The sequence below is a fragment of the Streptomyces sp. NPDC051136 genome (assembly GCF_044455745.1).
In the GTDB taxonomy this organism is placed as follows: domain Bacteria; phylum Actinomycetota; class Actinomycetes; order Streptomycetales; family Streptomycetaceae; genus Streptomyces.
The window spans coordinates 389,641-408,475 of record NZ_JBITFE010000001.1; the positions used below are offsets into that span (position 1 = coordinate 389,641).

Below are 18,835 nucleotides of genomic sequence, written 5' to 3' on the forward strand. Positions count from 1 at the left end.
CCGACATCAAAACGATCCGGGGCCGGGCGGATCAAACAACCGGCGGGGCACAAGGTACAACCGGTCGTTGTGCGCGTGCGGGGCCGGTCCCGCCTACCGGGTCAGCAGGTCGCGCAGCGCCCCGGCCACCGCGTCGGGCGCCTCCTCCGCCATGAAGTGCCCGCAGCCGACCGTCTCGTGCCGCAGGTCCGGCGCCCAGGCCCGCCACAGCGCGGCGGCGTCGTAGCCCAGCGCGGCGCCCCAGTCCTGCTGGAGGACGGTCACCGGCATCCCCAGCCGGTTGCCGAGCTCCCGGTCCGTCCGGTCGTGGTCGACGTCGATGCCCGCAGAGGCCCGGTAGTCGGCCACGATGGACGGCACCGCCGCGCGGGAGGCCGCCAGGTAGGCGGCGCGGACGTCGGCGGGCAGGGCGTCCGGGTCCCGGGTCCAGACGTCGAGGAAGTGACCGAAGAACGCGTCCGGCGCGGCGCCGATCAGCTGCTCCGGCAGTCCCGGAGGCTGCGCCATCAGATACAGGTGGAAGCCCACCGCCGCCGCCGTGCCGCCCAGGACGTCCCACATGTCCAGGGTGGGCAGCACGTCCAGCGCGGCCAGGTGCGTCACCGCGCCGGGGTGGTCGAGCCCGGCGCGCACCGCGACCAGCGCACCGCGGTCGTGACCGGCCAGCGCGAACCGCTCGTGGCCCAGGCGCCGGGCCAGATCTACCACGTCGGCGGCCATGGTCCGCTTGGCGTAGGCGGTGCCGTCCGGGTCGGCGGGCTTGTCGCTGGCGCCGTAGCCGCGCAGGTCGGGGCAGATGACCGTGTGGTCGGCCGCCAGGTCGGCGGCGACGTGCCGCCACATCAGGTGGGTCTGCGGGAAGCCGTGCAGCAGCACGACCGGGCTGCCGGTGCCGCCGACGGCCACGTGCAGGCCGATGCCGTCGGCGACCGTCACACGGTCGTGGGTGAAGCCGGGGATCGTCGGTTCCATGGGGTGGGTGCCTCTCTGTTCCTGCTCGCGCCACGCGCCTGCGTGACGCCTCCGAGGCTCCCGCCCGCGAATCAGCAACCGATCAGCGACCGATCAGCGACCGTCAGCAGCCGGCCGGGGCCCGGCGGGAAGACCGCCGGCGACCGTTCGGCGACCGGCCGGGGAGCGGCCCGCACGCGTACCGTGGTCAGGGCACGAGCGGTGGCGAGCGGAGCGGACGGAACACGGGACATGGACGCGGTCACGTTCGGCGTGCTCGGCGCGGTCACCGCCCGGCGGGGCGGCCGGACGCTCGGCCTCAAGGGCCCCCGGCACCGCGCCGTACTCGCCCGGCTGGTCCTGGCCCGGCGGCGGGTCGTCCCCGTCGCCCGCCTGGTCGAGGACCTGTGGAGCGAGCCACCGCCACGAGCCGTCGGCGCCGTGCGCACCTTCGTCGGGGACCTGCGCCGCGCCCTGGAACCCGACCGTCCGCCGCGCGCCCCGGCCCGGCTGCTGGTCACCGAGGGTCCCGGATACGCCCTGCGCGCGGCACCGGACGCCGTGGACGCGTGGCGTTTCGAGGCCGCCGTTGCCGAGGCCGACCGGCTGCCCGCCGCCCAGGCACCCGAGCGGCTGCGGGCGGCCCTGGAGGAGTGGCGAGGCCCCGCCTACGCCGAGTTCGGCACGGAGGACTGGGCCCGGGGCGAGCGCGCCCGGCTCACCGAACTGCGGCTGCGCGCCGTGGAGCGCCGGGCGGAGCTGCTGGTGGAACTCGGCCGCGCCGCCGAGGCGGTCCCCGACCTCGACGCGCACCTCGCCGACCACCCCTGGCGCGAGGAGTCCTGGCGCCTGCTCGCCCTCGCCCTGTACCGGACCGGCCGGCAGGCGGACGCCCTCGCCGTGCTGCGCCGGGCCCGCGCCCGGCTGGCCGGGGACCTGGGTCTCGACCCCGGGCCCCGGCTGCGCCGCCTGGAGGCGGGCATCCTCGCCCAGGACCCGGAACTCGACCCGCCCGGTGAACCGGCGGAAGCGGCGGCTCGGCTGTGGGCCCGGGCGACCGAGGCGTACGACCGCACGGTCGCCGCCGGGGCCCCGGCCCGCCTGGAATCCACCGTCGGCCTGCTGCGCGGCCTCGCCGTCACCGGCGGCGGAGGCCTGGAAGCCGCCCGGCAGCATCGCATGGCGGCGGTCAGCGCGGCGGAGGAGACGGGCGACACGGACCTGACGGCCCGGGTGATCGGTGCCTACGACGTCCCCGCCAACTGGACCCGCAGCGACGACCCCGACCTGGCCCGGCGGATCGTCGCCGCCGCCGAGCGCACCCTCGGCGCGCTGCCCGAGGACCCCACCGCCGACCCGGCACGCTGCCGCCTGCTGGCCACCGTCGCCCTCGAATCACGGGGCGTGCGGTCCCCGCGCGGGCCGCGGGCGGCCGCCGAGGCCGAGCGGATCGCCCGCCGCCTTGACGACCCCGCGCTGCTCGCGTTCGCGCTCAACGGCCTCTTCATGCAGTCCTGCACCCGCGCGGGACTGGCACCGCGCCGCGACGCGATCGGCGCCGAACTCGTCGCGCTCGGCGCCCGGCACGGCCTGGTCAACCACGAGGTGCTCGGCCACCTGATCCGGCTCCAGGCCCGCGCGGCCCTCGCCGACCTCACCGCGGCCGACGAGCACGCGAGGGCCGTGGACCGACTCGCCGAGCGCCACGGGCGTCCCCTCGTCGGCGTCTTCACCGCGTGGTACCTGGCCCTGCGCGAGGCGGCCTCCGGCGGGTCCTGCGCCGGCGCCGAGAACGCCTTCCGGGCGGCCGCCGCACGGCTCGACGGCGCGGGGATGCCGGGGCTGGAGCGCGGGCTGCTGCCCCTGGCGCTGCTCGGCCTGCGGCTGGCCCACGGGCGGCCCGTGCGGGTGGACCCGGACGCGGACTGGGGGCCCTACCGGCCCTGGGCCGAGCCGTTCGCCCTCCTGGCCGCAGGCCGTGACACCGAGGCCCGCGGCGCCCTGCGGGCCCTGCCCGAGCCACCGCCCGACCTCCTCTACGAAGCCCTGTGCTGCGCCGAGGCCGCGCTCGCCCTTCGCCTCGGCGACCGCCCGGCGCTGCGGCGGACGTACGACAGGCTGCTGCCCGCCTCCGGTGAACTCGCGGGCGCGGGCAGCGGGTTGCTCACCTTCGGCCCGGTCGACGGATGGCTCGGGGCGATCCGCGCGGCCCTGGGGACGTGACGGCGGAGCGGCCCCGCGCCACGGCACACTCGTCGCGGCGAGGACTGCGCGCAGGCCCTGCGGGTCGGCCCCGCGAGCCAGGGAGCACGGTCCCCGCGGTCCGCCGCACGTCGCCGGACCGGTGTCGCGCGTGCCGGTCCGGGCGAGAACAGGACCCGACCCGGTCCGCACACCCGGAGGCCGGGCACGCCGGTGTCCCCGGGCCTCGGCGCACTCCGGGCCGTCCCGCAGCGGGCGGTGCACGGCGGCTTCGCCGCTGACCCGGGTGCACCGGGTGGGGCCGGTCGCGGTGGGGGACCCGTGCGTGCGGGACGACCCGTGCGTGCGCGACGAGGAGACCGGGGCCGACGGCCGGCCCGAGGGTGTCGGCACCGGGCATGCGCACCGCTGACCGTCGACCGCTGACCGCTGACCGCTGACCGCCGACCGCCGTCCGGTCTCGTGCCGACCGCCGTCCGGTCTCGTGCCGACCGCCGTCCGGTCTGGCGCCGACGGCCGCGACGTGCGGGCCTCGACGGTCGGCGGAGGCGCGCCGGGCCCCGAGGCGGCACGTCGGGCGGGGTTGTCCCGGCCCGCCCCGGGTACCCGCCCGCGACGAGGGGGGACGGAGGAGGCGACATGGCGCCCACGACACGCACACGCGGGGCACCCGCCCGGGACGACCGCCGCGCCACCGCCCGCACCGCCCGGCTGCGCAGCCGGATCCCCGAACCCGACGAGGAACCCGACCTGCTGGGCCAGTACCTGACCCAGATCGGCGCCACGCCTCTGCTGACCGCCGAGGACGAGGTACGGCTCGCCACCCGCATCGAGGCGGGCGTCCGGGCCAGGGAGGAGCTGGAGGCGGCCGACGGCGGCGAGCCCGGCCCCACCCCCGCGCGGCGCCGGGCGCTGGAGGAGAGCGTCCACGACGGCCAGGAGGCCAAGGACCACATGGTGCGGGCCAACCTGCGGCTCGTGGTGTCGATGGCCAAGCGCCACGCGCACCGCGGGCTGCCGCTCCTCGACGTCATCCAGGAGGGCAACCTCGGACTGATCCGCGCCGTGGAGAAGTTCGACCACACCAAGGGCTTCAAGTTCTCGACGTACGCCACCTGGTGGATCCGCCAGGCCATCGAACGGGGCCTGGCCACCCACGCGCGCACCGTACGGCTGCCGGTCCACGTCGTCGAGCAGTTGCAGAAGCTCGCCAAGGTCGAACGCAAGCTCCGCGCGGGCCTCGACCGCGAGCCGACCACCGAGGAGGTCACCGCGGAGAGCGGCATCGACGCCGACAAGGTCGTGTGGCTGCGCCGCGTCGGACGGGACGCGGTCAGCCTGGACACCCCCGTGGACGAGACCGGCGACACCGTGGTCGGCGACCTCATCCCCGACGCCGAGGTGCTGCGCGCCCCGGAGGTCGCCGAGTTCCAGGCGCTCGCGGCGGAACTGCGGGAGGCCGTCGGGACCCTCGCTCCGCGCGAGTCCCTGATCCTCAGCCTGCGGTACGGCCTCCACGACGGCCGCCCGCGCACCCTGAAGCAGGTCGCCGAGCACGTGGGCCTCACCCGCGAACGAGTCCGTCAGCTGGAGAAGGCATCGCTCGCCCACCTGCGCGCCCCCGAGCAGCGAGAACGCCTGCTGGACTGGGCGAGCTGACCCCGCCGGGCGCCGACGCGCTCGCGCCGGGCGCCAGTGCGGCTCCGTCCGCAGCCAGCCCCTGGCGCGGCAGCTCGCGCTGGACCCGGTAGGGACGACCGGCATCGGTCACCTCCCGTCAGGCGTTCAGCGGACGCGGCTCGGCGCGGTACTGCCCCTCGTCGGAGGGCACGGCACCCGCGGTCCCCGGGGCCGCCGCTCCCGCCGCCGGGACGCCGCCCGGCTCGCGCGCGGCGGCGATCCCGTCCAGCAGGGACCCGCACCGTTCGCAGGTCCGGCGGGCCGACGCGGACAGTTCCGTCATCCGGTCCGCGAGGTCGCCCCTGCGCTGCGGATACTCGTCCCAGAGCCGGTCCACCTCCGCCAGCAGCAGCCCGGCCTGCTCCCGCGCCACGCCCACCAGCGCCGGGGCGCCCAGCCGGCGCGCGAAGTCGAAGACCTTGCCGGAGTACGGCAGCGGCAGCACCGGTACGCCGGTGAGCGCGGCGAAGATCACGAAGTGCAGCCGCATGCCGACGGCCAGGTCGAGATGGCGCATGAAACCGAGAACCTGTCCCGGGCTGTAGTCGCCGTGCAGGATGCGACCCTGGTCCGGGGCCGTCATGTGGGAGAGCACCGCGTGCGCGTGCCGCACGTCGTGCCGCTCCATCGGCAGGAACACCACGCGCGCGTCCAGCCGGCGGACCAGGAAGTCCGCCACGTCGGCGAGGAGCGCGTGGTAGTCGCCCTCGTCGAGCTTCTCGGCGGCCCGCCCCGGCTCCCGCACCGACATCCCCACCAGCCGGGTGCCGGACGGGATCCCCTCGTCGCGCATCATCGCCTCGGTGAAGGGCTCCGGGGCCAGCAGCAGCGCCGGATCCGCGGTGACCGCGACCTCGCGCTCCAGGCCGACCTCCTCCAGCACCAGCCGCGACTCCTCGTCCCGCACCACGACGTCGTCCATCTCCGCCAGCACCGTGCGCACCGCCTCGCGGTCCTCGGCGTCGGTGAGCGGCCCGGCACCGACGGCGTAGGCGAAGGTGGGCACCCGGCGGGTCTGCCCGGCGCGCACCAGCCGCAGGTAGCGTCGCGCCTCGCCGTCGTAGAGGATGCCGCCGCCGCCCAGCACCAGCAGGTCGAGGCCCGGCAGGACGTCCAGGACGTGGTTGCGGCTGACCCGCTCCCAGGGCACCACTTCGTCGGCGTCCGGGTGGTGTGCGCGGGTGTGCTCGGCGTTCCGGCTCAGGACGACCAGCCGTGCGTCCGGGCGCCGGGCGCGCAGACAGCTCAGCACACAGGTCAGGATCGCCTCGTCGCCGGTGTTGAAGCCGCCGTAGGAACCCAGTACGCCGATGCGCGGGCCCCGGCGGGCGGGGTGCGGATGCGAGGGCCGAAGAGTCATCCGGGACTCCCGTCACGTCACGGTCGTGCCGACGCGCGCCCGGCTCGGCGCGCGGTGCCGCGCACGCTGCCGGGTTGCCCGCCCGGCGGCGCGGAAACACCCTGATCAGGAACGGCCCGTCCGCGATCCCGCCCCGCACGAGGAGTACCGGTGAACGTCACCCTCAGCGTCTGGCTGCTGACCGTCGCGGGCCTGTGCGTGCTCGTCGCCGCCGACTTCTTCATCGGGCGCAAGCCGCACGACGTGTCCCTGCGTGAGGCCGGGATCTGGACGGCGGTGTGGGTGGCGCTGGCCTGTCTGTTCGGGGTGGGGCTGCTCGTCCTCTGCGGCGGCGGTCCCGGCGGCGAGTTCTTCGCCGGTTACCTCACCGAGAAGTCGCTCAGCGTCGACAACCTCTTCGTCTTCGTCCTGATCATGGCGAAGTTCGCGGTGCCCTCGCAGTACCAGCAGCGGGTGCTGATGGTCGGCGTCCTGGTGGCCCTGGTGCTGCGGGCGGTCTTCATCGCACTCGGCGCGGCCCTGATCTCCGCCTTCTCCTGGGTCTTCTACCTGTTCGGCGCCTTCCTGATCTGGACCGCCTGGAAGCTGATCCAGGACGCCCGCGGGGGAGGGCACGAGCAGGAGGAGTACGAGGAGAACAAGCTGCTGAAGTCGATCGAGCGCCGTTTCGGCGTGGCCGACCGGTACCACGGCACCAGACTCTGGGTGCGGCAGGACGGCAGGCGGGTCATGACCCCGATGCTGGTGGTGATGCTCGCCATCGGGTTCACCGACGTCCTGTTCGCCCTGGACTCCATCCCCGCCATCTACGGGCTGACCCAGGACCCGTACATCGTGTTCACGGCCAACGCGTTCGCCCTGATGGGCCTGCGTCAGCTGTACTTCCTCATCGGCGGCCTGCTGAAGAAGCTGGTCCACCTCTCCTACGGCCTGTCGGTCATCCTGGGGTTCATCGGCGTCAAGCTGGTGCTGCACGCCCTGCACGAGTCCGGTGTCCACGTGCCGGAGATCGGCATCCCGTTCTCGCTCGGTTTCATCGTGCTGGTCCTCGCGGTCACGACGGCGACGAGTCTGTGGACGACGAGGAGGCGGGAGCGGGCGTGACGCCCGGCGCGGCGGTGGCCCGGCACACGACGGGACCGGAGCTCGGTCGAGCTCCGGTCCCGTCGTGTGGTGAGTCGTGCGGCGCCGGTCAGGCGGCGAGGGGCTCGTCCGCGTGGCCGTGCAGGCGGGCGACGACCTCGGTGAGCTGCGCGGCGACCTCGGCGTCGTCCGCCGGGTGGGTCTCGGCGAAGCGGGTGCCCGAACCGGCGATGGACAGCTTGATGTCCTCGATGACCTTGCCGCCGGCGATGCCCACGGCCTTGCGGGCCTCGTCCTGCGCCCACACACCGCCGTACTGGCCGAGGGCGGTGCCGACGACGGCGACGGGCTTGCCGGTGAAGGCGCCGGCGCCGTAGGGGCGGGACAGCCAGTCGATGGCGTTCTTCAGAACGGCCGGGATGGTGCCGTTGTACTCGGGCGAGAAGAGCAGGAAGGCCTGCGCGCCCTGGGCGGCCTCGCGCAGCTTGGCGGCGGCGGCCGGGACGCTGCCCTCGACGTCGATGTCCTCGTTGTAGAAGGGGATCTCGGCGAGCCCCTCGAACAGCTGCACCTCGGCGCCCTCCGGCGCGAGCTGGACGGCTGCCTCGGCGAGCTGACGGTTGTGCGAACCGGCGCGAAGGCTGCCGACGAGCGCAAGGATGCGGACAGACATGAGTACTCCCACGAAAACAGAGGGTGACGGGCGGGCCGAAACACTGCGGAAACGATCCGGACCGGGGTCCGTTTAATTTTCTAGCACGGCAAACGGACCGCGGTCCAGTTTTCTTCCCGGTGCTTTACGCTGGCTTCATGTCCGCCGCCCTGCCGCCCCTCCCGCAGTCGCCTCAGGAGAACGCCGGTCCGTCCGAGCTGCTGCAGCTCGGCTCCGGGATCGACGAGGACGAGCGCTGCCTGCGCGCCGACGCCGCGCGCAACCGCGCCCGCCTCCTGGAGGCCGCCGAGCGCCTCGTCGCCGAGCAGGGCGCGGCCGCCCTCACCATGGAGGCGGTGGCCGCGGCGGCCTGTGTGGGCAAGGGCACGGTCTTCCGCCGCTTCGGCGACCGCACCGGGCTGCTCGCGGCGATGCTCGACCACTCCGAGCGCAAGTTCCAGGCCGCGCTCCTGAGCGGGCCGCCGCCGCTCGGCCCCGGCGCACCGCCGGTCGAGCGGCTGCGGGCCTTCGGCTGCGCGCTGCTGAGCCGCTCCGTCGACCAGCTCGACCTGCTGCTGGCCGGGGAGCCCAGCGCCGAACGGCGCCACAGCTTTCCCCCGCGCCGCTTCCTGCGCCAGCACGTGGCGCTGCTGCTGCGGGAGGCCGTGCCGGACGCCGACTGCGAACTGCTCTCGCACACCCTGATGGCCTACCTCGACGCGCCCCTCGTCCACCACCTCATCGAGCAGTGCGGGATGCCCCCCGAGCGGGTGCGGGCCGGCTGGCTCGACCTGGTCGCGCGGGTGACCCGCACCGAGCCCCCCGCCGCCGGGGCCGCGCCCTCGGCTGCCGCGCCGCCGGTCTGAACTCCGCCCGGAGCGGCCGACGTTGACCCGCCCGCTGCTCCGTGAGCGGCTTCTGCCAGGATGCCGTACGACATGGTGCAGACACCGAATCCGCCGCCCCCCGAGTCCTCCGGCCCGCGTTCCGTTCCCACGAGCGCCGACGTGGCCCGCCTGGCCGGCGTCTCGCGCGCGACCGTCTCCTACGTGCTCAACAACACCGGCGCCGTCAGGATCAGCGAGGCCACCCGTCACCGCGTCCGCGAGGCCGCCCGGGAGCTCGGGTACGTCCCGCACGCCGCGGCCCGGTCACTGCGCGCCGGGCACAGCCGGATGGTCCTGATGCCGGCGCCGTCCTTCCCCGTCGGACCGCTCTACAGCCGCTTCCTCAGTGAACTCCAGTGGGCGCTCGGCCGCCTCGACTACACGGTCGTGCAGTACGGCACCGTCGGCCTTCACGGCGACGACGCCGCCCGCGCCTGGGCGGAGCTGCGCCCGGTCGCCGTCCTGGTACCCGGCTCCGGCCTCGGCCCGCAGGGAGTGGAGGTCCTCAAACGCTCCGGGGCCCGGGCGGTCGTCACCCTCGGTCCCGACTCCGTCGACGGGGCGCACGCCCTGCTCACCGACCAGGAGGGCGTCGGCCGAGCCGCGACCCGCCACCTCCACGACCGCGGCCGCCGCGGCATCGGCGTCCTCGTGCCCGCGGAAGGGGACCTGGACGTCTTCTCGGCGCCCCGCCTCCGCGGCGCACGCCGCGCGGTGGCCGGCACCGAGGCCACCGTCACCGAGCTGCCGCTGCGCTACGACGAGCGCGACGCGGCCCGCCTCGCCGCGCGCTGGCGCTCCCTCGGACTCGACGCGGTCTTCGCGTACAACGACGAGTACGCGATGCTGCTGATGCGGGCCCTTCAGGACGAGGGCCTGGACATTCCCCGCGACGCCGCCGTGATCGGCGCCGACGACCTGATGCTGGGCCGGCTGCTGCGGCCCCGGCTGAGCACCGTCCACCTGGAACTGCCCGCCGGCCGCGACCTGGCGGCGCTCGTCGACCGGGCGGTGCACGACCCCGAGGCCCCGCCCGAGCGCCACAAGGTGCTGGGCGCGACGGTGGTGCACCGGGAGTCGAGCTGACGGCGGCCGGACCGCAGGTTACTGGCCGCCCTGGCCGTCCTCGCCGTTCTGCCCGGCCTGCGCCTGCTGCTCGGCGACGGCCTTGCGGACCTCGTCCATGTCCAGGTTCCGGGCCTGCCCGATGACGTCGGTGAGGGCCTCCTCCGGCAGCGCGCCCGGCTGCGCGAACACGGCCACCTGGTCCCGTACGATCATCAGGGTCGGAATCGACTGGATACCGAACGCCTGCGCGAGCTCCGGCTGCGCCTCGGTGTCCACCTTGCCGAACACCAGGTCGGGATTGGCCTCGGCGGCCTTCTCGTAGACCGGGGCGAACTGACGGCACGGACCGCACCACGACGCCCAGAAGTCGATCAGCACGAACTCGTTGTCCGTGACCGTCTGGTCGAAGTTCTCCTTGGTGAGTTCCACGGTGCTGGTCATGAGGTGTTCCCTCTTCCTGGTTCGGGGGAGAAGCCGTCGGCACAACACTGCCGACCTGGTGGGTATTCCGCGCGCGTACCCATGTGGCCACGCCGCACACCACCCACCAGACTGACCCCATGACGCAATCGGATTCCCTCACGTACGACGTCGTCGTGATCGGCGCGGGCCCCGTCGGCGAGAACGTCGCCGACCGCACCCGCGCGGCCGGACTGTCCACCGCGATCGTGGAGAGCGAACTGGTCGGCGGCGAATGCTCCTACTGGGCGTGCATGCCCAGCAAGGCGCTGCTGCGCCCGGTCATCGCCCGCGCGGACGCCCGCCGCCTGCCCGGCCTCGCCGGAGCGGTCCAGGAACCCCTCGACGCCGCGGCCGTCCTCGCCCGCCGCGACGAGTTCACCTCGCACTGGAAGGACGACGGCCAGGTCCAGTGGGTCGAGGGCATCGGCGCCGACCTGTTCCGCGGGCAGGGACGGCTGGCCGGACCACGCACCGTGGAGGTGGCCGGCCCCGACGGCACCCGCAGGACCCTCACCGCCCGGCACGCCGTCGCCGTCTGCACCGGCAGCGCCGCGGCGCTGCCCCCGCTGCCCGGGCTCGCCGAGGTGCGTCCCTGGACCAGCCGCGAGGCCACCAGCGCCAAGAGCGCGCCCGGCCGCCTGATCGTCGTCGGCGCAGGCGTCGTCGCCGTCGAGATGGCCACCGCCTGGCAGGCCCTCGGCTCCCGGGTCACGCTGCTGGTGCGCGGCGACGGCGGACTGCTCGCCCGCATGGAGCCGTTCGCCGGGGAACTGGTCGCCGACGCGCTCACCGAGGCCGGGGTCGACATCCGCACCGGCGTCTCCGTCGAGTCCGTCACCCGTGAGAACGGCACCGTCGTGGCCGTCACCGACACCGGCGACCGCCTGGAGGCCGACGAGATCCTCTTCGCCACCGGCCGCACCCCCCGCACCGGCGACATCGGCCTGGACACCGTCGGACTGGAACCGGGCTCCTGGCTGGAGGTCGACGACAGCCTCCGGGTGACGGGCCACGACTGGCTCTACGCCGTGGGCGACGTCAACCACCGCGCCCTCCTCACCCACCAGGGCAAGTACCAGGCACGCATCGCGGGCGCCGCCATCGCCGCCCGCGCCTCCGGGGTACCGGACCCGGAGTCCGGCCCGTGGGGCGCGCACGCCGCGACCGCCGACCACGACGCCGTGCCCCAGGTGGTCTTCACCGACCCCGAGGCCGCGTCCGTCGGCCTCACCCTGGCCGAGGCCGAGCGGGCGGGACACCGCGTCCGCGCCGTCGACGTCCCCATCGCGGTGGCGGGATCGAGCCTGTACGGCGACGGCTACCAGGGCCGCGCCCGCATGGTGGTCGACCTGGAGGACGAGATCGTGCGCGGCGTCACCTTCGTCGGGCCCGGGGTCGGAGAGCTGCTCCACTCCGCGACCGTCGTCGTCGCCGGCCGGGTGCCGGTCAGCCGCCTGTGGCACGCGGTCCCGTCGTACCCCACGATCAGCGAGGTGTGGCTGCGGCTCCTGGAGACCTACCGGGACAACTGACGGGATCCGTCCGGGCGTCCGCGGGCCCGGCGGCCGGTCAGGCCGCCGGGCCGGGCAGCTCGAACCCCAGCTCCGACGCCGCCCGCCGCGGCGTCGGCTGCGACCACAGCTCCGCCATCGCGGCGTTCGACGCCAGCGAACGCAGCTCGGCGCGGTCCAGGTACAGGGTGCCGTCCAGATGGTCCGTCTCGTGCTGCACGATCCGGGCCGGCCAGCCCGCGAACACCTCGTCGACCGCCCGGCCCCGTTCGTCCCGCGCCAGCAACCTGACCTCGGCGGGGCGCGCCACCACCGCCTGCCAGCCCGGCACGCTCAGACAGCCCTCGAAGAACGCGGCCCGCCCGCCGCCGACGGGCTCGTACGACGGGTTCACCAGCACCCGGAACGGCTGCGGCACCCGCCCCCGCGCCACCCGCACCTCGTCCGGCACCGGCGCCGGGTCCTCGATCACCGCGATCCTGAGCCCCACCCCGACCTGCGGCGCGGCCAGGCCCACACCCGGCGCCGCGTGCATGGTCAGCCGCAGCGCCTCGACGAACCGCGCGAGCAGGGCGGGGGCCAGCTGCCCGTCGTACGGCTCGGCCGCGCGCCGCAGCACCGGGTCCCCGGCCGCGACGATCGGCAACGGGCCGCCGACGGCGAGCAGTTCCTCGACCCGCTCGGCGAGCGGGGCACGATCACGCGGATTGTCCATCCCGGCTCCCATCGCGGTTCCCATCGCGCCAGGATGCCACGCTCAGACCTCGGTGAAGTCGCCCCCGAGGGCCGAGGCGATCCGCAGCTGGGCGTCGGCCTCCTCCTGCCGCCCCTGCCGTTCGAGGGTGCGGCCCAGCATCAGCCGGGCGTACCGCTCGACGGGATCGCGCTCCACGATGACCCGCAGCTCGGCCTCCGCCCGCCGCAGTTGGGCCGAGTGGTAGTAGGAACGGGCCAGCAGCAGCCGCGGGCCGGTCTGCTCGGGGACCTCCCCGACCAGTCCGTCCAGGACCCGCGCCGCGGCGGCGTAGTCCCTGGCGTCGAAGAACATCCGCGCGCGCTCCCAGCGCTCCGCCGGCGTTCCGTGGTCGTAGTACGTCGTGTCCACGAGAGACCTCCTTCGGCCCCTGTAACCACGCCACACGGTTGAACATTCCACTACTGTTCGTCGCCCGCCACGGTGACGCCTCGGGGACCGCCCCACGCGGAGCACCGGCCGGGGGCTACTTTGGCGGTATGAGCAACCTTGACCGGGACGCGGTCCCCAGCCTGTGCGGCGGCCGCGGCTTCGTGGTGGCGGAGCCCGTACGCGAACTCCTGAGCCCCCGCAGCGTGAAACTCGGCGAGTCCACCGAGGTCCGCCGCCTGCTGCCCAACCTGGGCCGGCGCATGATCGGCGCGTGGTGCTTCGTCGACCACTACGGCCCCGACGACATCGCCGACGAGCCCGGCATGCAGGTCCCGCCGCACCCGCACATGGGCCTGCAGACGGTGAGCTGGCTGCACGAGGGCGAGGTGCTGCACCGCGACTCCACCGGGAGCCTGCAGACCATCCGACCGCGCCAGCTGGGCCTGATGACCTCCGGCCGCGCGATCAGCCACTCCGAGGAGAGCCCGCGCGCCCACGCCCGTCTCCTGCACGGCGCCCAGCTGTGGGTGGCCCTCCCGGACGCCCACCGCCACACCGACCCGCACTTCGAGTTCCACGCCGAACTGCCCCACGTCACGGCGCCCGGCCTGACGGCCACCGTGCTCCTCGGCACCCTTGACAGCGCCACCTCGCCCGGCACGACGTACACCCCCCTGGTCGGCGCCGACCTCGCCCTCACCGCCGGCACGGACGTACGCCTGCCGCTGGAGCGGGACTTCGAGTACGCCGTCCTCGCCATGAGCGGCGAGGCCCACGTCGACGGCGTCCCCCTGGTGCCGGGCTCCATGCTCTACCTCGGCTGCGGCCGCCGCGAACTGCCCCTGCGGGCCGACTCGGACGCGGGCCTGATGCTCCTGGGCGGTGAGCCGTTCGAGGAGGAGCTGATCATGTTCTGGAACTGGATCGGACGCTCCCAGGAGGAGATCGTGCAGGCCCGCAGGGACTGGACGGAAGGGACACGGTTCGGCGAGGTCAAGGGGTACGACGGCGCGCCGCTGCCCGCACCTGAGCTGCCGCCCGTGCCGTTGAAGCCGCGGGGAAGGGTGCGCTGACACGCGCGAACGCGCCGGCGCAGGTGGCCGCGGGCGGCGGACCGGCGCGGGTGGGCGAGGTCAGTCGTCGTACGACAGGCCGTACCTGGTGGGGAAGAGGACCTCGGCCGGATCGTCCGCCCGCTGGACGGGCACGGGCAGCCTGCCGCGCGGTCCGACCCGGCCCGCGATCACCCGGGCGGCGGCGTGCAGTTCGACCTCGGTCCAGCAGTAGGCGGCCAGGGACGCCCGTACCCCACCGAGGTGGGCGATGTCGTAGGGGTTGCGCACCGCGAGGTGGATCACCGGAACGCCGGTCGCGAGCAGCCGGGCCACCAGGGTGCGCTGCGCGCTGGTGGCGCCGACGTTGTCCGTGGTGACCACCACCGCGTCCCGTCCCCGAGCGGCGGCGACGGCCTCGTCGATCTTCGCCGCGTCGGGTGCCGGACCGGTCGCGAGGTGGGTGGCGCGGTACCCCAGTGCCTCGAAGGCCGCGGCCAGTTCGGGCACCGTGCTGCGGGTCGCGTCGGTCGGGAAGGCCGGACTCGCACCGACGACGAGCAGCTTCTGCCGCCCGCGCCGCAGCGGGACCGCCCCGCCCTCGTTGACCAGCAGGGTCGTGGTGCGCTCGGCGATCCGTGCGGCGGCGATCCGGTGCCCCCGGGCGCCGACGACCCGGTCGACCTCCTTCGGCGAGACGTAGGGGCTGCCGCTGAGCAGGCCGGCCTTGTCCTTGAGGCGCAGGATGCGCAGAACCGACTCGTCGAGCCGCTCCTCGCTGATCTCCCCGCTGCGGACGGCGGTCAGGACGCCTTGGTGGGCGACCGCGATGTCCGGTGGGAACAGCAGCTGGTCGGCACCGGCCCTGAGGGCCAGGACGGGCACGCGGTCGTCGCCGTACTTGGTGCGCACACCGCGCATGTTGAGGGCGTCGGTGACGATGACGCCCTCGAAGCCCAGTTCGTCGCGCAGCACCCCCTGGAGGATCGTGGGTGACAGGGTGGCCGGTTCGTTGCTGGGGTCCAGTGCGGGCACCTGGAGGTGGGCGGTCATGACCGAGTCGACGCCGGCGGCGATCGCGGCCCGGAAGGGCGGGGCGTCGATACGGTCCCACTCCTCCCGCGAGTGGGTGATCACGGGCAGTCCGGTGTGGCTGTCCTCCCCGGTGTCCCCGTGACCGGGGAAGTGCTTGGCGCAGGCCACGACACCGACCTGCTGGTAACCCGTCACCTGGGCCGCCACCATGCGGCCGACGTCGCGGGCGTCGGCGCCGAAGGAACGGACGTTGATGACGGGGTTGGCCGGATCGACGTTGACGTCGGCGACCGGCGCGAAGTTCTGGTGGATGCCCAGGGCGGCGAGTTCGGTGCCCGAGATCCGGGCGGCGGTCCACGCGTCGGAGTACGAGCGGCCCGCGCCGAGTGCCATCGCTCCCGGCAGCTGGGTCGCCCCGCTTCCGATGCGCACGTTGGCCCCGTGTTCCTGGTCCACGGAGATCAGGGCGGGGACGGGGGTGGGCAGGGCGAGCGAGGCCCGCTGCACGCCGTTCGACAACTCCGCGACCTGGCGGGGATCCTGGATGTTGTTCGCCCAGCCCGAGAAGTAGACGACACCGCCGACGTGGTACTTGGCGATCAGCTCGGCAACGGTGCGGACACCGAGTTCCTTCAGGTTCCGGTCCTGGTCGAACTGGCTGGGGGAGGTCGCCGACGTGCCGTAGAAGTACGGCACGAACAGCTGGCCGACCTTCGCCTCGACGCTCATCCTCGACATGAGGGCCCTGAGGCGGCGGTCGCGCCCGTGCGCGACGGCGGGAGTGGCCGTCACGCCCACGACGCCCGTGGCACTCGCGGCGGCAACGGTCGCGGAGGCGAGAACGGCCCGCCTCGACGGATTCCGGACCTGCATGCGGCCACGCTCCTTCTACCCGGTTGGAAAAGGGAGTTGACGGACAGTCAGGGATTCCCCCGACAGCGCGAAACGTAGCCGCCGGCGTACGGGCGGGGCAATAGGTCTAGACAAAATGAGGGCTCCGCCGCGAAGGGAGACGAGGCGCGGGGGGCGGCGGCGGCATGGCGGCGGGGCATCGACCAGGTCCGGATCGCCTCTGCCGGTGAGGCAAGGGGGGCACCTGCAGTGTCCGGGCACGGCAGGCCCCCGGCACCGCCCGGGGGCCTGCCCGAGCGACCCTGCTGGGGGCAGCAGGCTGGGCCCGGTTTCGCCCGGCTGGTGGGATGGCGGTCGATCACCGCATCCGAACGGGACGAGGCACCGGTCGTGGGCCGGTGAGCGTCCCCGCGGGGCGACAGGACGAGAAGGGGAATTGCCATCAGCGACTGCGACGGCTCGCCACCACCGCCTTGACCGCGACCGTGCTCGTCTGCGCGTCGACCGGTCCTGTCGCCGCAGTGGCCACACGGCACGACGACGGCCTCTCCCACCAGGTCGAGGCGATCCACGACACGGGTGTCGTGGGCGTCTCCGCCGAGGTGCTGTCGTCGCGCGTACGCCTTTCCGAGAGCGCCGGGACGGCCCGCTGGGGTTCGCCGCGACCGATGCCCGAACAGGGCCGGTTCAGGATAGGCAGCGCGACCAAGACGTTCACCGCCACGGTCGTGCTGCAACTGGTGGCCGAGGGGAGGATGTCGCTGAGCGACACCGTCGGGCAATGGCTGCCGGGCGTCGTCCACGGCAACGGTTACGACGGGAACCGGATCACCGTACGGGACCTCCTCCGGCACACCAGCGGCATCCCCGACGTCCCGAGGGTCGCGTCCATGAGCAGCGCGGACGGCTACCGCGCCGAGCGGCTGCGCACCTACCGTCCGCAGGAGCTGGTGGACATGGCCCTGCGGCAACGTCCCGCGCCGGTCTCCGACCCCGCGGATCCGTACGCCACCTGGTCCTACTCCAACACCAACTACGTACTCGCGGCGATGCTCGTCGGACGGGTCACGGGACGGAGCTGGGAACGCGAGGTCACCGACCGGATCATCCGTCCGCTCGGACTGCACGACACCGGTGTCCCCGGTGCCTTTCCCCTCGTCCTGGGCCCGCACGCCCACGCCTACACCGCATTCGGAGCCGGCCACGGCGGGGATCCCGGCACCGATGTGACGCTGCTCGATCCGAGCATGGCGTCCGGGTCGGGCTCCGTCATCAGTACCACGCACGACGTGAACCGGTTCTACGCGGCACTCTTCGACGGCCGCCTGCTGGACGCGGCCCGACTCGGCGAGATGACGGCCACGGTGCCCGCCGCCGAACTGGGGGACGGGGTGGCGTACGGCCTCGGCCTGGCGCAGATTCCGCTCACCTGCGGTGGCAGCTACTTCGGCCACCGCGGCGAGCTTCTCGGCTACCGGACCTGGGCCGGCATCACCCGCGACGGAACCCGGTCCGTATCGGTGTACGTGACCAGCGACGGCGGCCCCGACACCGAGCAGGCCATGATGACGCTCATGGACGAACAGATGTGCGCGGACTGACCGGCGCCGGTGTCATCCCCCCCCCCGGCGGGTCTTGCCCAAGGCGGCGGGCGGTTCCACTCGGCCGCCCGCTCGCGGGTCCGCCGCCCCTGCCGGTGGCTCCGCGCCGCGGGCCACCGGCAGCCGACCGCCGTCCCGCCGCCGGGCGCACACCACCGAAGGCTCCTTCGCATGACACCGTCCGTCCCATGGCCCGGCCGCGGGATAGTGGGTGGCATGAGGGGGAAGCTGCGAGCGCGTAGCCGGAAGGCCGCCGACGAAGCCATAGCCAGACTGAACGGCGACCTCGGCGAGTTGGGGCTTCCGCCGGCCTCCCGGCGCCTGCGCGTGGCCGTCCGGGCGAGGCACCGCGCGTCTCCTCTGATGCTGGCCGCGATCGAGATCCCCTCCCTGCTCGTCGCGGTGCTGTGGGTCGACGCCATCACCACGACGTGGGTGAAGGGCAGGCTGTGGTTTCCGCTGAAGCCGTTCGCGCAAGTGCCCGTCGACGGTTGGCAGGCCCTGCGGAGCGGGCAGTTCGACACCGTCTCCGAGACGCTGAGCACCTCCGTCGTGATGCCGTGTGTGGCGGCGGCGATCTTTCTGCTGTTCTGGGTCGTCCCTCCCGTACTCGCCTTCGCGACCTCGGCGGGGCGCGGCTGGTCCCTGTCCAGGTCGACTCGTATGGCGACGCGGTTCCGTTCCGTCAGCGCGACCGCGAACGCGATCTCCGTGTGCGCTCGCGTCAGGGAGGCACGGTGGCAGAAGAAGCCCCGGGAACTGCGGCGTCTGGCCCGCGCCCTGTCGCGGGTCGAGGACGAGGTCATGCGTCTGCACCGTACGAGCGGCCGCCTGCCCGTGCGGTCCCATCGCAGGCAGCAGCTCAAGGGGCACGCCGGGCTCGTCGTGGCGGCCCTGCGCCGAGCGGAGGCGCGCATCGACAGCGACGGGGATGCCGCGCTCGCGCCGCTGGCCTCCCTCCTCGCCGCCGTCGCCGAGCGCATCGCCGACGGACGCATCGGTGCGCTCCTCGACGAGCAGCACCTCCCCGAAGACCTGACGCCCGCCCGGGACTTCGAGCCGTTCCGGCTGGCGGCCGCCGCCGTGCTCGTGGCGGCCTGCGCGGTCGGGGCCGCCCTCCTTCCGCTGCCCGAGGGCGCGGACGCCTACGTCATCGGCGGCTGCGGCACCGTGGTCCTCGTCGTGCTGTACGGCCGTCGCGTGCACCAGTTCCTCGACGTCCTGGGCGTGATCAGGGGTGGATGACGTGACGCCGGACCCGTCCGCAGCGGTTCGGCCGCGCACGACCGACTGCTCCCCGCCCGGCGCGCCCG

General features: G+C 74.2%; 16 protein-coding genes. 9 read left to right on the forward strand and 7 right to left on the reverse strand.

What is annotated here, in order from left to right; genetic code table 11:
- Positions 1–93: 93 nt before the first annotated feature.
- Positions 94–972, reverse strand: coding sequence for an alpha/beta hydrolase (locus ACIBCJ_RS01605; protein ID WP_365978800.1), 879 nt, complete (start codon positions 970–972; stop codon positions 94–96).
- Positions 973–1,203: 231 nt separating this feature from the next.
- Here ACIBCJ_RS01605 and ACIBCJ_RS01610 point away from each other — a divergent pair, with 231 nt between their 5' ends.
- The gene (locus tag ACIBCJ_RS01610; RefSeq protein ID WP_365978799.1) at positions 1,204–3,174 is read left to right on the forward strand and encodes a BTAD domain-containing putative transcriptional regulator; all 1,971 of its coding nucleotides are present in this window, start codon (positions 1,204–1,206) and stop codon (positions 3,172–3,174) included.
- A 618-nt stretch (positions 3,175–3,792) separates the two neighbouring features.
- A complete protein-coding gene (locus tag ACIBCJ_RS01615) occupies positions 3,793–4,812 on the forward strand; it encodes a sigma-70 family RNA polymerase sigma factor (RefSeq protein WP_365978798.1) in 1,020 nt (339 codons plus the stop codon).
- A 118-nt stretch (positions 4,813–4,930) separates the two neighbouring features.
- Here ACIBCJ_RS01615 and ACIBCJ_RS01620 read toward each other — a convergent pair whose 3' ends face one another.
- On the reverse strand, positions 4,931–6,193 hold the full coding sequence (locus tag ACIBCJ_RS01620; RefSeq protein ID WP_365978797.1) for a polysaccharide pyruvyl transferase family protein: 1,263 nt from the start codon (positions 6,191–6,193) through the stop codon (positions 4,931–4,933).
- A 150-nt stretch (positions 6,194–6,343) separates the two neighbouring features.
- Between ACIBCJ_RS01620 and ACIBCJ_RS01625 the strand changes: the two genes are divergently transcribed.
- Positions 6,344–7,297, forward strand: a complete 954-nt coding sequence (locus ACIBCJ_RS01625) for a TerC family protein (RefSeq protein WP_365978796.1) — start codon at positions 6,344–6,346, stop codon at positions 7,295–7,297.
- 88 nt (positions 7,298–7,385) lie between these two features.
- Here ACIBCJ_RS01625 and ACIBCJ_RS01630 read toward each other — a convergent pair whose 3' ends face one another.
- The gene (locus ACIBCJ_RS01630) at positions 7,386–7,949 is read right to left on the reverse strand and encodes an NAD(P)H-dependent oxidoreductase (protein WP_362511329.1); all 564 of its coding nucleotides are present in this window, start codon (positions 7,947–7,949) and stop codon (positions 7,386–7,388) included.
- A gap of 137 nt (positions 7,950–8,086) precedes the next feature.
- Between ACIBCJ_RS01630 and ACIBCJ_RS01635 the strand changes: the two genes are divergently transcribed.
- Together ACIBCJ_RS01635 and ACIBCJ_RS01640 are read left to right on the forward strand one after the other, a co-directional pair.
- Positions 8,087–8,794, forward strand: coding sequence for a helix-turn-helix domain-containing protein (locus ACIBCJ_RS01635; RefSeq protein ID WP_362091747.1), 708 nt, complete (start codon positions 8,087–8,089; stop codon positions 8,792–8,794).
- Positions 8,795–8,866: 72 nt separating this feature from the next.
- Entirely contained in the window at positions 8,867–9,901 is a 1,035-nt protein-coding gene (locus ACIBCJ_RS01640) for a LacI family DNA-binding transcriptional regulator (RefSeq protein ID WP_362091750.1), read from the forward strand.
- Positions 9,902–9,919: 18 nt separating this feature from the next.
- Here the strand turns inward: ACIBCJ_RS01640 and trxA are convergent, their stop codons facing one another.
- On the reverse strand, positions 9,920–10,324 hold the full coding sequence (gene trxA / locus ACIBCJ_RS01645; protein ID WP_362091753.1) for a thioredoxin: 405 nt from the start codon (positions 10,322–10,324) through the stop codon (positions 9,920–9,922).
- 119 nt (positions 10,325–10,443) lie between these two features.
- Here trxA and ACIBCJ_RS01650 point away from each other — a divergent pair, with 119 nt between their 5' ends.
- Positions 10,444–11,877 (forward strand): NAD(P)/FAD-dependent oxidoreductase, encoded by a 1,434-nt coding sequence (locus tag ACIBCJ_RS01650; RefSeq protein WP_365978795.1) that lies wholly within the window; start codon positions 10,444–10,446, stop codon positions 11,875–11,877.
- Positions 11,878–11,914: 37 nt separating this feature from the next.
- Here the strand turns inward: ACIBCJ_RS01650 and ACIBCJ_RS01655 are convergent, their stop codons facing one another.
- On the reverse strand, positions 11,915–12,571 hold the full coding sequence (locus ACIBCJ_RS01655) for a peptide deformylase (RefSeq protein ID WP_362511350.1): 657 nt from the start codon (positions 12,569–12,571) through the stop codon (positions 11,915–11,917).
- Positions 12,572–12,613: 42 nt separating this feature from the next.
- Complete coding sequence (locus tag ACIBCJ_RS01660) at positions 12,614–12,961, reverse strand: tetratricopeptide repeat protein (protein ID WP_362091759.1); 348 nt, start codon at positions 12,959–12,961, stop codon at positions 12,614–12,616.
- A 128-nt stretch (positions 12,962–13,089) separates the two neighbouring features.
- Between ACIBCJ_RS01660 and ACIBCJ_RS01665 the strand changes: the two genes are divergently transcribed.
- Positions 13,090–14,055: a pirin family protein gene (locus tag ACIBCJ_RS01665; protein ID WP_362511320.1), complete on the forward strand. Its 966-nt coding sequence runs from the start codon at positions 13,090–13,092 to the stop codon at positions 14,053–14,055.
- Positions 14,056–14,115: 60 nt separating this feature from the next.
- Here ACIBCJ_RS01665 and ACIBCJ_RS01670 read toward each other — a convergent pair whose 3' ends face one another.
- On the reverse strand, positions 14,116–15,942 hold the full coding sequence (locus ACIBCJ_RS01670) for a glycoside hydrolase family 3 protein (RefSeq protein WP_365978794.1): 1,827 nt from the start codon (positions 15,940–15,942) through the stop codon (positions 14,116–14,118).
- 500 nt (positions 15,943–16,442) lie between these two features.
- Between ACIBCJ_RS01670 and ACIBCJ_RS01675 the strand changes: the two genes are divergently transcribed.
- The gene (locus ACIBCJ_RS01675) at positions 16,443–17,522 is read left to right on the forward strand and encodes a serine hydrolase domain-containing protein (protein WP_365978793.1); all 1,080 of its coding nucleotides are present in this window, start codon (positions 16,443–16,445) and stop codon (positions 17,520–17,522) included.
- Between the two features lie 216 nt (positions 17,523–17,738).
- On the forward strand, positions 17,739–18,767 hold the full coding sequence (locus ACIBCJ_RS01680) for a hypothetical protein (RefSeq protein ID WP_365978792.1): 1,029 nt from the start codon (positions 17,739–17,741) through the stop codon (positions 18,765–18,767).
- Positions 18,768–18,835: the final 68 nt, after the last annotated feature.